This window comes from Kaistella solincola (assembly GCF_000812875.1).
In the GTDB taxonomy this organism is placed as follows: domain Bacteria; phylum Bacteroidota; class Bacteroidia; order Flavobacteriales; family Weeksellaceae; genus Kaistella; species Kaistella solincola.
This window is the reverse complement of the sequence record NZ_JSYK01000003.1, coordinates 142,490-156,806: the sequence shown is the minus strand read 5'-3', so window position 1 is coordinate 156,806 and position 14,317 is coordinate 142,490. Positions and strand designations below refer to the sequence as shown.

Annotated in this window: 14 protein-coding genes; all 14 read right to left on the bottom strand. The window is 35.4% G+C overall.

The genetic code is table 11. The annotated features are described in order from the left end of the window. Position 1: 1 nt before the first annotated feature. A complete protein-coding gene (locus OA84_RS04765) occupies positions 2–613 on the bottom strand; it encodes a sugar transferase (protein WP_039345700.1) in 612 nt (203 codons plus the stop codon). A gap of 83 nt (positions 614–696) precedes the next feature. Beyond that, the gene (locus OA84_RS04760) at positions 697–1,824 is read right to left on the bottom strand and encodes an acyltransferase family protein (protein WP_039343207.1); all 1,128 of its coding nucleotides are present in this window, start codon (positions 1,822–1,824) and stop codon (positions 697–699) included. Beyond that, positions 1,825–2,961 (bottom strand): glycosyltransferase family 4 protein, encoded by a 1,137-nt coding sequence (locus OA84_RS04755; protein ID WP_039343205.1) that lies wholly within the window; start codon positions 2,959–2,961, stop codon positions 1,825–1,827. It abuts the gene before it with no gap. A 102-nt stretch (positions 2,962–3,063) separates the two neighbouring features. Further along, entirely contained in the window at positions 3,064–4,431 is a 1,368-nt protein-coding gene (locus OA84_RS04750; RefSeq protein ID WP_039343202.1) for a phenylacetate--CoA ligase family protein, read from the bottom strand. Continuing rightward, positions 4,421–5,542: a glycosyltransferase family 1 protein gene (locus OA84_RS04745; protein WP_039343200.1), complete on the bottom strand. Its 1,122-nt coding sequence runs from the start codon at positions 5,540–5,542 to the stop codon at positions 4,421–4,423. The genes OA84_RS04750 and OA84_RS04745 overlap by 11 nt, the downstream gene beginning before the upstream one ends. After that, positions 5,543–6,655, bottom strand: coding sequence for a sugar-transfer associated ATP-grasp domain-containing protein (locus OA84_RS04740; protein ID WP_039343197.1), 1,113 nt, complete (start codon positions 6,653–6,655; stop codon positions 5,543–5,545). Position 6,656: 1 nt separating this feature from the next. Next, a complete protein-coding gene (locus tag OA84_RS04735; RefSeq protein WP_039343193.1) occupies positions 6,657–7,532 on the bottom strand; it encodes a glycosyltransferase family 2 protein in 876 nt (291 codons plus the stop codon). Further along, positions 7,532–8,626 (bottom strand): EpsG family protein, encoded by a 1,095-nt coding sequence (locus OA84_RS04730; protein WP_039343190.1) that lies wholly within the window; start codon positions 8,624–8,626, stop codon positions 7,532–7,534. The genes OA84_RS04735 and OA84_RS04730 overlap by 1 nt, the downstream gene beginning before the upstream one ends. Before the next feature lie 20 nt (positions 8,627–8,646). Next, complete coding sequence (locus OA84_RS04725; RefSeq protein ID WP_039343188.1) at positions 8,647–9,750, bottom strand: glycosyltransferase; 1,104 nt, start codon at positions 9,748–9,750, stop codon at positions 8,647–8,649. Positions 9,751–9,796: 46 nt separating this feature from the next. Continuing rightward, complete coding sequence (locus OA84_RS04720; RefSeq protein WP_052252121.1) at positions 9,797–10,900, bottom strand: glycosyltransferase family 4 protein; 1,104 nt, start codon at positions 10,898–10,900, stop codon at positions 9,797–9,799. Next, complete coding sequence (locus tag OA84_RS04715; protein ID WP_039343185.1) at positions 10,888–12,018, bottom strand: glycosyltransferase; 1,131 nt, start codon at positions 12,016–12,018, stop codon at positions 10,888–10,890. The genes OA84_RS04720 and OA84_RS04715 overlap by 13 nt, the downstream gene beginning before the upstream one ends. Further along, the gene (locus OA84_RS04710; protein WP_039343182.1) at positions 12,018–13,109 is read right to left on the bottom strand and encodes a polysaccharide pyruvyl transferase family protein; all 1,092 of its coding nucleotides are present in this window, start codon (positions 13,107–13,109) and stop codon (positions 12,018–12,020) included. The genes OA84_RS04715 and OA84_RS04710 overlap by 1 nt, the downstream gene beginning before the upstream one ends. A 3-nt stretch (positions 13,110–13,112) precedes the next feature. Continuing rightward, entirely contained in the window at positions 13,113–13,817 is a 705-nt protein-coding gene (locus tag OA84_RS04705) for an ATP-grasp domain-containing protein (RefSeq protein WP_052252120.1), read from the bottom strand. Continuing rightward, entirely contained in the window at positions 13,789–14,145 is a 357-nt protein-coding gene (locus OA84_RS11485) for a hypothetical protein (protein WP_052252119.1), read from the bottom strand. Before OA84_RS11485 ends, OA84_RS04705 begins: the two co-directional genes overlap by 29 nt. Positions 14,146–14,317 lie beyond the last annotated feature (172 nt).

The window sequence follows — 14,317 nt, the reverse complement described above, 5'->3', positions numbered from 1 at the left end:
TTCACTCAATGTTTGAACCTTTAAAAGGAGTGATGGTCGCTTCACCTGAAGCCGAAATTCCCTCTCGGACCACTACTTTTTTCGCCGTTAAAAAGAGTATTTTTATATCGAGAAAAAAGGAGACATTTTCCACATACCAGACATCAAAATTAAACTTTTCTTCCCAGGAAATAGCATTCCGTCCGTTGACCTGTGCCCAGCCGGTAATTCCAGGACGGACCTCATGGCGACGGCGCTGTAAAGCATTATAAAGCGGCAGATATTGCGGTAACAACGGGCGCGGTCCGATAAGACTCATATCACCTTTCAAAACATTGATAAGTTGCGGAATTTCATCTAAGGATGTTTTGCGTACAAACTGACCGAGTTTGGTCAGGCGTTTTTCATCTGGCAATAAATTTCCGTGGGAGTCTTTCTCATCTGTCATTGTTTTAAACTTGACGATTTTAAAAAGTTTTTCATTTTTGCCCGGCCGAAGCTGAAAAAAGAAGGGTTTGCCCTTGTTCGCAAAAAAAAGGCCGATCATCACGAATAAAAAAAATGGGCTGAGCAAAATGAGTCCAAGCAAGGCAGCAAGGAAGTCGATGAATCTTTTAATATGATTTCTATAAATATGCATACCTTATATACTTAATTCTTTTAACTCAAAGAAAATACATTTTACTTTTGCAAAATAATTTTAATTATTTAGTGTGGTTATTTACCTTGTGGGTCGTTAGTTGATTTAACAATCGAGAACCTATGTTTTAATTTTAAGAATTTCTTCTCAAAATAAAAAAAGCTCAGATGAGATACCACAAGTGTTGCGCTAATCACAATGAAAAAAATAAAAATTAAAAACCAAACTCCGTTGATCTGATTATTATATTTAATAAAATGTGAAGATATAAGAATTATTAGAGGATGATATACGTAAACACCAAAAGATATTTTACCTAAATAATTTAATGGTTTATTTTCAAGATTTATTATCCTGTTTTTAACCTTTATTTGTCCAATTATTAATCCCAAGGTTATATATTCTACAATAAAAATTTCTATAATTGAGTTTATAAACCAGAATTTATTTAATATCAGCAATGCTAATATTATTAAGCAAAATAATTGATTTAATCTGCTACCCAGCAAATCAATTATTCGAAAATTTTTATAGAGAGCGTATGCACCCATTGCTCCAAAGAACATACAGTCGAATCTGTTGACTACTGAATACAAAGCAGTTATCGAGAAAGGAGCAATATACCATATGAAAATTCTGAAAATGGAGAGAAATATAATACCACCTATGAGATAGGTACTGAATTTACCGTTTTTCACCAAGAATACAAAAAGAAAGGGCCAAAATAGATAAAATTGTTCTTCTACGGCAATTGACCACAGATGATCCATAGCGGGTAAAGCAACCTCATTTACAAATGGGACATTAGCTGCAAAAAACAAATAATAAACTAGATTATAATTAAAGCTTAGATTTAAAAATAAATAGTAGCAGATGCCCACTAAAATTATATACAAAAAATACAGGGGCCAAATCCGTAAAATTCTCCTTATATAGAATTCCTTAACCTTAATCGTATTAATTTTTTTGTATTCGTTCAATAATAGAAAAGAAATCAAAAAGCCACTTAATACAAAAAACATTGTCACTCCATGCTCCCCAAGAACATATCCTTTTTGCTTACCATTAGCAGAATATCCAAAAAAAGAGGCATTTTTAAGGCCAAAATTATTTAATGATAAATTTATATGAGAGAGTAAGACTCCCATTGCGGCAAATGCTCTAATTCCATTTAAGCCAGGGAGAAAAAGTATTTTGTTATCCATTTATAATGTTTTATATTCTTCCAAAATTGCCTGCCATACCACAGACTGTTCGTAATTTTTAACGATTCTCGGACGGGTATTTTTTTTAAGTTTATTGTACAGTTCTTTATCATTAAGCAATTTCAACATGGCGTCTTTGAGCTCGTCTACATTTTTTGGGGGAATAATTAGACCGTTTTCTCCATTGATTATTATTTCGTTACAACCATTAATGTCAGAAACAATAGCTGGAAGTTCCATGGCGCCGGCCTGTAAGACCACATTGGGAAAACCTTCACGATACGACGGAAATACAAGGGCATCGCTGATGGCAAAATATGGTCGGACATCATCCTGATATCCGGCGCTGATGATTGATTTGATATTTTCGATTTCTTTTAATGTTTCCGGAAGTAAAGCATCCAGGTCAGTTTCCAGAGGGCCTACAAGCAGAAGTTTTGTTTGAGGAAGGTTGGTTTCCTTAAAAGCGTGCACCAGTTCATTGATCCCTTTATCGCCCACGAGGCGGCCGACAAATATAAATACAAAATCGTCAGGAAGAATACTCAAAGACTGTCGGAGTTCCTGCAGTTGCTTTTCCGGGACTTGAGATCGACTGAAAAAAGCCGTATCGATACCGTTGCTGCTGCCCTTCCCCAGAACTTTCAATTTAGAAGGCTCCGCAAACTTTTCTTTAAGTATAAATTCATAAAGCCCCTGTGAGTTTGGGTAAACTTTGGTGGCGCAGGCGTAGGTAAGCTTCTCCACAAAATTGAGGACTGTTCTTTTGACGCCAGTAGCTTCCATGAGCGGCAAACCTGCTACGGTATGAAGACGGTTGGGCACCCCGGCAAGTTTAGCACCGAGCATTCCGACAATTCCTGCTTTTGGGGTATGCGAATGCACGATGAAAGGTTTTTCTGCCTTACAGTAACGGTAAAACTGCCAGAGGGCTTTTACATCCCGAAGTGGCGAAATCTGACGGGTCATTTCAATATGATGATGCTTCACACCATATTTATTCGCCACACGCGCAAGTTCTGGTGCATCGGCGGATATGGCCGTTACCTCATAGTATTGACTCATAAAAGACAGTTGCTTTCCTAAAAGTTTGTCAAGGGAAATGGGAACGGTGGTGAGGCGGAGGAGTTTTTTCAAGAAATGAGATATTTATTATTTGAAAGATGTATATAAAGCACCTTTAACGGTAATTGATTTTTTCAATAGAGAAGGGAAGGGACAGGAAGGGAAAGAAAAATATTAAGAAATTAGATGCTTAATATTATTCTTCACCATTCTGAATTTTCCGCTCTTTTCACCGGGAATCTCTCCAACATACTCCAGGTCGATCGTCATATTGGCACCCACCCTATCGCGCCAGTTGTGAAGAAAAGTGCGTTCAGTTTTTTCAGAATAAACTGCTTGATCAATGATGAGTAAGATTTTAATTTTATTTAATTCATCCTGAATGACCTGAAACTTTTTAATACCGTGCGTATCTTTAAGCGTGTTGGAAACGTTTCCCAAATTAATTTTCCCATTTTCGGGGGAATAAACAAAATCATCAATACGCCCTAAAATTTCTTTCACAAGCGGATTGTTATTGCCGCAAGTACAATATTTTTCTTCGTTTTCTAGCGAAATCGAATCGCCAATATCGTAACGGATTAGGGGCGTACCTTCTGTGGTAAAAGAAGTGACGATCAATCGACCAGATTTTGCTGGTTGATCATTATCATCCAATACTTCAAAAATACCACTTTGCAATTCCAAATGTAATCTCCCTTCGGAACATTCAAAAATAAAGGGTGCTCCTTCCGAGGAAGCATATTGGTTATACATTTTTGTTTTAAAGAAACTTTCAATAATGCTCCGCATGTCTTCATTGATGGATTCTGCGGTGGGAAAAATAGCTTTAGTTGTATTTTCCGGAAACTGATAGCCATTTTCAGCACCATATTTTGCAATTTCAAGAATGGTGGACGGAAAACCAACCAAAAATTCAGGTTGATACCTTATCAAGTCTTCTACATAATATTTCAGATACCTCTGACTGATATGAAAGGTTGAATAATATCGCACCTTGTGCCAGTGGTCTGTTTTCCAAAATCTGTTTTTTTTCAAATCCCGCTCTGTGAGCAAGCTCTTGCCACTGAACCATGCAGTCTTCTTGCCCAGTTCATATCCGAACCTGGACCGAAAATCATCAAGCATAGCAAAACGTTCCTGCATATTATCTGGTGTGAACAGAATCTCTAATGATTTCCCTGTAGTCCCACCCGTTTTTGAAACGATGCCTGCTTTTTTAGAAATTGTGAAGAAGTCAGTGGTGTCCTTGCGAAGATTTTCTTTGGAAAGAAGAGGCAGCGTAACGAGGTTTTGAATTTTTACTGTTTGAAATTCCAGGTAATACTTGGTATTTTCCTTTGCAAATTTTAAAATCTTGTCAAAACGGCGAGACTGAAATTTTGTTAATTCACCTCTCGTCAAGGTTCGGTTCTTACGAAAAAGTTTGCGGTATTCTTTGTATTTCGAACCATACCTTAACTTATAAGCTTTATAGTTAAAGATCGCAATCAATAATTCCTGAATAAAAACGGGGATTAGGCGAAAAATTTTATCTTTCATTACTTTCACTATTAGTTACTGCATCCACATAAATTTTCGTCAAAACAGCGGCATTCGCTTTAACATCGTAATTGGCATTAACCACTTTTATAAAAGTATCTTCTCGGTCATATTCCAAATTTTTACAAATATGATCAACCCATATATTTTTATTTTCAATACTAATAAAGTCAACCAGACCGGTAAAATCGGTTTCGGATGAGATTTTGTCGGATGCAAACACTTTGATACCACTCGCCTGTGCTTCAACGAGTGACACTGGCAATCCCTCAAAAAGAGACGGCATTAAAATATAATCCATTGCAAGAAGAATCTTATCTACGTCTCTCCTCACTCCCAAAAACATAACATGATCACTTAAATTATTTTCATTAATATATTTTTCCATAGATTCTTTCAGTGTGCCTTCTCCCACTAAAAGCAGGTATGCATTTGGAATTTTTGCGAGAAGCTCTTTAAAAACCTCCAGCAAAAAAGAATGATTTTTTTGGGTATTAAACCTTCCCACATTGCCAAATACAAATTTATTTTTTAGATTCATCGATTCTTTAATCGATACAGAATCCTCTTTTGTAAAAGTAAATCTTTTCGCATCAATTGCATTATTTATCACATTAAAATTCTCCCTACCATAAAGCCATTTTCCAGCTGCCTGACCACATGCAAATCGGTGCGTTAGGGGTCTATTAATTACTTTTTTTAGAGAGAATATTAAAGGAACACGATGTAAGCGGTGATCCCATATGGAATCATGGGCCTCATGTGAATGGGCAATTCTAATTGGTACATCACTTTTTTTTGCTACATTTAAAACAATATAGCTCCATACTGAAATATGAGAATGAACAATTTTATAAGAATTTTGTTGAAAAAATTCAGCCAGATCTGATTGATAACTCATTAAATTATGAATTCGCAGCGGCTTTATCCGATGTATTTTACCACCAAGTGCTACGATTTCATCTTCAAAGAAACTTTTGCTTTCTGAATGAAGGAGAAAATCAAACTGAATTTTACTTTTATCCATCTCCCTATATAAATTCATCAACATATTTTCGATGCCGCCTGAATTCATATTTACGACTACTTGTAATACTCTTATCAACTCCATTTACAGTTGTTTCAAAATTGACGACGTATATTTCCGAAAAATACTTTCACCCGAAGTTATTTGACTGAACCAAATTGACTGTCCTAAAAAATTAGCTTCAACTAGAATCGGCTGATATTTTTCATTTATTGTAAAATCCCAAGAAATTATTTTAGCATTGGGTGTAAATTCGTGCAGTCTTTTAGCAGAATTTATTACATCTGATAGTCCAGATATTCTAAAATTTTGAAAGCTTACCTTGGTATCAGGATGTTCGGTGAATCTTCTTTTCGTATTGGAGTATCCCAGTTGAAAAGCGTATTTCATCAACTCACCTTTTTCATCTAATCCGACTACTAAGCCGCCTGCATGGATATTATCGATGACATTCCCACCACTTCCTAACCGTAAACTTATAGGAGCTAAATGAACTGCCGAGTCGGCAACAAAGGTTATTACTCTAAATGTATTAATCGAATTGGGATAAAGTTTGTTTAGCTCATCAGATTGTGTAATCTTTTCCTGCACAATAAAATTTTTCTGCTCTTGAGATAATAGGGAAAAAATGCTAAAATCTTCATTTGTATCGAATCCGTCCTTATTAAATGTACCTACAATCACTCCCTTTCCTGAATTACCACCAACGGTAGGTTTTATGACGGCGGACTCTACTGATGATAAAATATCTTTCGCTTCTTCTTTGCTTATAATGTGGCGCTCGGAATTATACAATATTCCCTCGCTATTTAAAAGGATAGTTTTGGGAGTAAGTGCTTTGGTTTTATTTTTATATAATATATCCAGCAAGCCTTTATCGCTATAAATTTTTGAATAGAGATAAGAATTAAATTTTGATTCTATTTCAGTAGCATAGAGATAGTCTGGAATGTACTCAGCATTGAACTGATCATTAAACGCCTGAAAAAATTTTACCCCATCACTATTGATAACTTTATAATTGTCTTTCCAAAAACTTTTAAACTCTTTTTCCTGATCTTTGCTCCATCTCACATTTTTGGTCAAATTTCTTTTTTTCCGTAGCGCATAATGCTCCGCAACCCACATTTTCAAATACTGATTTTGGCCTAGAAAATTTTCGATTATACGAATATATCGGTTATAAATTTTTTTCATATTATTTTAACTTTATAAAAATAGCCAATAGTATAGCAAAAGGGAACATCAATAAGTTTTGATAAAGTTTAGGACCACTGAGGAGTAGGGATAAATCATTTGCAAATATTGCAGATACGCCGATATGCATGGATTGGATCAGATTTCGAAACAAATTATCACTGTATTTTTTACCAATACGTCGGGCATAGGCAAAACCTCTGGGAGATTGCATGTATTGTTTAAATATAGTATTTGAAGATCCACCTTCCTGATATTCCACAATACACAGTACATCATCTAAAAAAACAAATGGTTTTTTTTCACCCATCATTATATATAAAATACCTAAGGGTACCAGCTTTTCATTTTTGTACTCGGGATAAAGAGGGAATCTTTTAACTTCTGCAGTTCTAAGAACAAATTTTTTATCACCTGTAGCCTTGTATTTTGTGTAAAGGTCGTGGTATGATCCCTGCGTAATGTCTGCCGGCATTCTACTGCCAAGAACTTGTCCGTTGGCAGTTGCATCTAACCCGACTATTCCAGATATTTTGTCTTTATTTTTTATATTCGACCAGCATGTAAGAATTTTGTCAACACCATCATCCGGCATATAATCATCAGAATCGATACAAACATTCAATTCCGTAGCAATGACTTTGTAGGCTGCATTATGACCCGTATGCATGCCGCCATTTTTTTTATAATGGTATTGAATTTCAATTCTTTTCTCAGATTGCCATTTTTGAATGAGTTTTCCGGTATCATCAGAAGAACCATCGTCGATCACGAGCCAAAGGAAATCTTTTGACGTTTGGTTACACAAACTCTCATAGAGTCGTGGTAGGAGATATGCCCTGTTGTACGTTGGAGTGAAAACGGTAATTCTTTTCATTATTTGATAACATTCATGAAGTAAGTAAACATAAAATAGGCGAATAAAATAAGTGCAAATATTTTGTACTGATCATTCCAGATTTTATATCGAAACATGGGATAGGCAATAACAGCCGGCATTAAAAACCAAGAGAGGTAGGCAAATCTGTTGCTAAAAGCAGCTGTAATAACAAGAATCCAAAAGGCATTGGAAATACAAAATATGCCAAAAAGATGTATATAAAACCTATCAGTGATATTCTTCTTAAAAATAAAGTACCACCCTGCAAAAACGGCAGACGCACTGTACAGCAAAAAATCCCATCGAAAACCAGTTTGTGAAAATTGTTCAAGATTTATTTCCGCGTCAGTAAGATAACCTGCCGTTCTATCTTCAGCTATGCCGAGAGAACCAAAAAATGAGATCCATGCACTTCCTCCCGCAAGAGAAAGTGGTATACTTGCCAGCCAAATATAAAAGTAAGCTTTTGGGTTTTTATAAAATCCAGAAACGAGAAATGCTGCAATCGGTATTAGTATTGAAGCATGCATAAAATAACCTGTTGCGAAGAAAATATACATTACTCTCTTTCTGTTATAAAAATAGAGACCAAGAATGAAAAATGCTGTACCCAAACCATTTCGTAGACCATTTGTACCATATGACCAAAAAGAATAGGAAGCGATAAACATAAAGAAGGCAAAGAACCAGTATTGTCCAAAATATTTTTTCGAAAACAACAAACAGGGCGTTACATAAATAATACTAACCAGTAGAAAGAAACCATGTATATTTATAAAATTAGAACAGAATTTCATAAAGTAATTGAATACAAAATCTTTTCGTATTTCCACCTCTTGGCCACTCTCCATTAAACTATATATTTGATTGTATGTGGATGTATCACCAAAATAACGACCACTAATAGGTCGTAATCCAATAAACAAAATTATTAAAACAACCAAAAAATAACCTGTGATATTAAAAAAATCGATACTTGTTCGATCTCTTATATCATACTGAGAGGCATGAAGTAAAATAAGTAATGCCACCAACAATAAAGTATTAAAGTAAGTGGGAGTATATAATGGTAAGGGTATCCAGTCGAACAAAAATATAAATTAAATTAGGGTTAATGAAAAACAATTTCCCACTTCTTCATTACATTTAACAGATCAAACCTTTGTACATTTTTGATTGCTTCCTGCCCAAATTTTCGGCGAAGTCGCTCATCTGCTATAAGCTTTTTCAAGTGCACTGCAAAAATATCAATTTTTTTGTAAGGAATGAGAAAAGAATCTTGCTCATTTAGAAGAATGTTTTTCGGTCCATGTGGAGAATCATAAGAAACTACCGGTAGCCCCACCGACAAAGCTTCTAGTAAAACCATAGGAAAGCATTCCGTCTCCGACGTCATTGCATAAATACTGTAGTGGGTCATAGTTTCAGGCAGATTATCCACATTTCCCTTAAAAAAAACTGACCGATTTAAGCCCCGCACCTCTATTTGCTTTTGCAGCTGTGCCTGCGTACCCAAATAATCCTGACCGTAAAAGTGCAGCTGCCAGTCCGGAAATTCTGCGTGTACCTCCGCCCAGGCATTTATTAAGTCATCAAATCCTTTCACCGGAGATAATCGACCCGCTGCAATCACCTGTTTTTTAGAAAGATCTGCCCGAAGATCAGTTAATGCTACCGGATTGGGAATCACCACCGCATTATCTGACTTTACATATTTTTTTTCATCTTCATTGAGCACCACAATATGATCGTAGCGGGAATCGATCCAGTCATCCAGCCTGAATTTTATTCCTTTTAAAAATGAGGCACTTTTTCGTCTATCAGCTTCCTGATATCTAGAGGAGTGGCGTTCTTTAATAAGCTTTGATTTTTCTTTAATAAAGGGCAACCAGTAATGGTCGAAATTAATATTGGGCGAGATAATAACATCAGGTTCTAATTCTTTAAATAGTTTCTTCTGTCTGCGGAAATGAGATAAGGACTTTTTCAGGTTATGCGCAGAAAAATAAGATTTTGACCGGTCGTAATTGATATTTAAATCGATCAACTTTACTTTATAATCCAAAACATAACAGGGCGCATTTTCCCGCTGCTCTGTGGTGACAATAAATACCTTAGTGTCCGGCAGGTTTGCCCAATAATTCACCTTTGTTGCCATTACTTTTTCGATGCCGCCATGCAGATAAATTTGGTCAGTACTAATAAGGATATTCATCAGGTGAGGTAGATTTTAAATTAACTTCGGCAAAAATAGAGATTTTTTATTGGAGTTGATTACTCTGCTTGTTTAGAAGAGATTGAAAGAGATTATTCCATCTTTCTACTATCAGATTAACTGTATATTCCTGCGCATTAATTTTTGCCTGAGCGCCCAATTTTTTCCGCAGCTGGTCATCTTTAATGAGCTTTTCAACTGCCTGTTCAAAAGCAAATTTGTGTTGATCTTCAATAATAAAACCATCTTCGCCGTCTGTGATAATATCTCTGGGCCCTGAAGGACAGTCAAAAGAAATACAGGGAACGCCACAGGCCATCGCCTCAATCAGCACCATGCCGAATCCTTCCGACCGGGAAGGCAACAGCATGATGGAGGAGTTTAAATATTCTTTTTGAATATCTTTCACCGGATTATGGAAATGAACATGCTGGAGATGTAAAGCTTCAGCCTGTTTAACATAGGTCTGATCCTCATCTATTTTCCCGTACACATGTAATTCCCATTTGGGAAATTTTAATTCTATATTTTTCCAAATTTCGACTAAACTATCAAATCCTTTATGGTAAGAATGAGAACCCACCACAATTATTTTCCTCTGATCCAGGGAGCTGCTCGCCGTGGGATTAAAACTCAGCGGATTGGGAATGGCAATAATATTACTGCCTGACCATTCGTTGATGTTGGTGGGAGTTAAGACGACGAACCGATCGAATTTGGATGATTGTTTTTTCATTATCCAGGCCGAAATCTTACCAATTATTCCTTTACCTGTATTTAATCGAATGGAGGCATGCCGTTCATAAATAATTTTTGCAGGTGTTTTGATTAGACTTGGAACAAAAAACCCTTTTAAACCGTCGTCGCAAACCGAAATAATATCAGGGTGCAATTCCGTCACTATATTTTGTACGCCTTTTTTATAGGCGGAAAGATATTGAATTGGATTGCCTTTAACGGAAATCGAATGCATTTTAATCCGGTTACTGAAGATATAAAACGGATTTTGGTGATTATCATTTAAGGATAGAATGGTGACCTCATAATTATAATTCTCCGCGAGGTAAGAGCCTTTTATAGAGAGCACCCGCTCGAGGCCGCCTGCGCCGTTAATGCCGTTCGTAATGTAGAGAAGTTTTATTTTTCGCATAAATCTACAATTAGATCATCGAACTTTTTGGTTACTGAATCTGCCCTATTTTCAGCCCTGGAGTCGAGAGCTGATACCATTTTTAAATAGAGGTGTCTATTTTCATATAATTTATAAATTGCGTCAGCGACGGCAGCAGGGTCCTTTTGAGTAATAATCCCTGTTTTGTATTGATCTACTAAAGAAAAAGCCGTATCAAAATCTGTGACCACAATTGGTTTTTTCAAAATTGCAGCTTCAATTAAAGTGCGGCCCAAACCTTCAAAGCGAGAGGTTTGAACATATAGATCAGCCTGTTGCATATATGTGTAGGGATTTGTATCAAATCCTACAAAAGTAATTTCATTTTCTACTGATAAATCTCTTCGCAAAGTTTCTAAAAATTCTCTTTCCGAGCCATCACCAACAATATACCACTGAAATTTCACCTTTCGATCTTTCAATAATTTGGCGGCCTGTAAACTGATTTCGAAAGCTTTTGGTTTAGCTAATCTCCCAACTGAAACAATATTAAATATAGTATTATCAAATTCTATTGGACATTTTAATTTACTTTTTGCAAGAACCTCGGCCTCATCAATTATATTATTAATCTGTATCAATTTATCACCATCGATATAATTTCGCATTATATCCACTGCAAAAGAGGAAACTCCATTAATTTTATCATAAGTGGAATAGAGCGGTTCATCGTGGGAAAATATATAGCCTGCTTCATCATAATTGGTATTTACCCAAGCGATTTTCTTTTTTGCAGGAACCTTTTCAGCAACGTAATAGGTGGCGAACCCTTGTCCCCACCCTACCGCGACATCATAGGTCTTTTGGGAAGCTGGTATATCACTTTGATACGCTTTCCAAAAGTACTGGGCATTGTGGCGTTTTGTTAAAAATTTTTTATATAATTGAAATTTTAATTTGCTAATCATACTAAAATTAAATTTCATATGGGTAAAAGTTACCTCGGGAGGCAGTTGATTTTTCAGTGCCCCTTCTTTTTTTATCGTAGAGATTTCAATTTCATATTTGGAAAAATCTAAATGCTTCAGTAAAGTTACAAGACTCTTCTCAGCACCACCATGTTCAAGCGACTCGATAAAAAAAAGTATTTTAATCATTATCGTAATGATTGAATTAAGAACTGTTTAGACTCCTCTATCTTTTGCTGAATAAATGGATTGGATACACTGTAATCTATTTTTTTCCATAATGTGAAATCCTGGTAACTGGAAATCAGATAGTCATCCAAATCAAACAACCCTAGTAAATCCCGCATACGCGTATTGATTTTTTCCTCCCGATTTACAACCACCAGCTGCTGATTAAAAATTAAAGAAAATGCCACGGAATGGAAAGAGTTGGTAATATTTAATTGAGATTGCGAGACGAGACTTAAAAATGTCTCTGGCCCTTCTAAATAGAAATTTTTGTCGGCATAATCCACATTTGAGTTAACAGAGTAAATGGCGTAACCGTTTTCTTTCTGAAGTTTTAAGGCGATTTCTTTGATTAACGGATTAGAGTCAAAATCATAAACAAATATAAATTTTTCTTTTATGGGGAAAGTAAATTTTTCCCAATGGTCTTTATCCAATAAAAAAACAGGATCAAGAACCTGTGTTGCCGCGGTGATTCCTAAATCATTTAATATACGGATTCCTGAAGTTTCCCGTACTCCAACCGCATTTAAACGTTTTACATTATCCCGTACCAAAGGTTTTACTTCATTTTCTAATTCATCAATAGCGAAGGAAGCAGCATAAGAGATTTTCAATTTTTCATCCGGCACGAAATTGAGATAAAATGCCGGATCTTTTCCGTTTTGGAAAAAAGAGTTCCAAATTTGGTCACTACCACAAATAAAAGCATCTGCATTGGGTAAATCATTCTTCAATTCTTCGTTCGAAGTATATAATTGCTTTGCTGTAGGAATATATTTGCTATGAAATGCATCAAAGGCTTTTTTACGTTTCAGCATTCTAACCCTTTTAGGGAGTTTTACCAGGACATACAATTCTTTAATGAGAGGTAGGTTGAACTTAGAATTACCTATAGCTGTAAGGTTGAAATGAGCGGAAAGATACGGTGGTTTATAATGAATCACTTCCGCATCATGTCCCAACTTATTTAGATGCTTAAGCAAAGCGTATTCCTGCAGTGTAGCCCCGTGATTATATACTTCATGACAGGTGATTGTTTTGATTTGCATGCCTTACTTTCTATTGTTAACTTTTTTTATAATCTGTTCGACCATCCAATATGGGAATTTATCCAAAATTCCGTCATGCCATTCCAAATTCTCATCCCAATAACCTGGACTTTTGTTGGCACCTTTCGTACCGTATGCGAAAGTTATTTCAATAATAATAGGTTGATCATCTTTATCGTAAATAAAATCATACGCAACACTATTCATTTTAAGCTTTCGAGCTATTTCCAAAGCAATCTTCAATACTCTTTCATCTACATTTTGAGGGTGATAATGTTCAAAATTACCACTCCCAGAAGCTCTAAAATCTTTTTCCCTATTAAATCTTTTGTAACCAAATACTTTATTTTGATTCACTACAATTATTCTGCTGTCATAATCATTACCAGGCATAAATTCCTGAAAGTACACATAGTCTTTTTCTATATGATTAACCCAATCTTTATTTACAGGTTTTAATGAACGGTAAAAACTTTTAAATAAAGAAATCACAGATTTATTTTTTCGATATTTTGAAATACCTTCTTGAAGAATATATTTTCTTTGGTCAAAAATACTATGACCTTTTCCAAACGCTTTCCGAATAATTTCATTAGCTTGCTGTTGGTTTTTGATCAACTTAACATTGCTGGAACCGGCACCTCCAGTCAATTTAAAGATTTTAGGAAATGTACTCGCCCTAGCCCAATCTAAAGCTTCGTTTTTCATAAAATAAATAAGAAGGAATGAGAGGCGCATTAATCGCTTCCAACAAATATTTTTGGGCAAGTTTATCGTCATAATGCCAATTTTCATAAATAGAGGGAAAACATACTTTTCCCGAATGCTCCAAAGCAGTAAGCATGCGCTTTGCGAGTTGATTATCTTTTTTGCTTAAATGATCATGATGCCACATAAAAGCGTCACAATCTTTTAATTGGTCAATTACATTATTTTGATAAACATTTATAAGCTTATAATGAATATCGTTATCTTCACAATATTCAATCCATTTTTTACAAAATCCTTTTGTACTACTTTGTATACCTATTTTCATTGCTTTTATATTTAAAATATGTAGTGTCCAAAATGCATTTCATTTATATTATAAATGTTGGCGAACTTCCTATCCCCCAAATAGAATTTAGTTCATCGTACGTTTAACGAAATTTTTAATATTTAATCTTTACGCAATAATGACAAGGTGCTTTTGCGTCATTAATGCATTA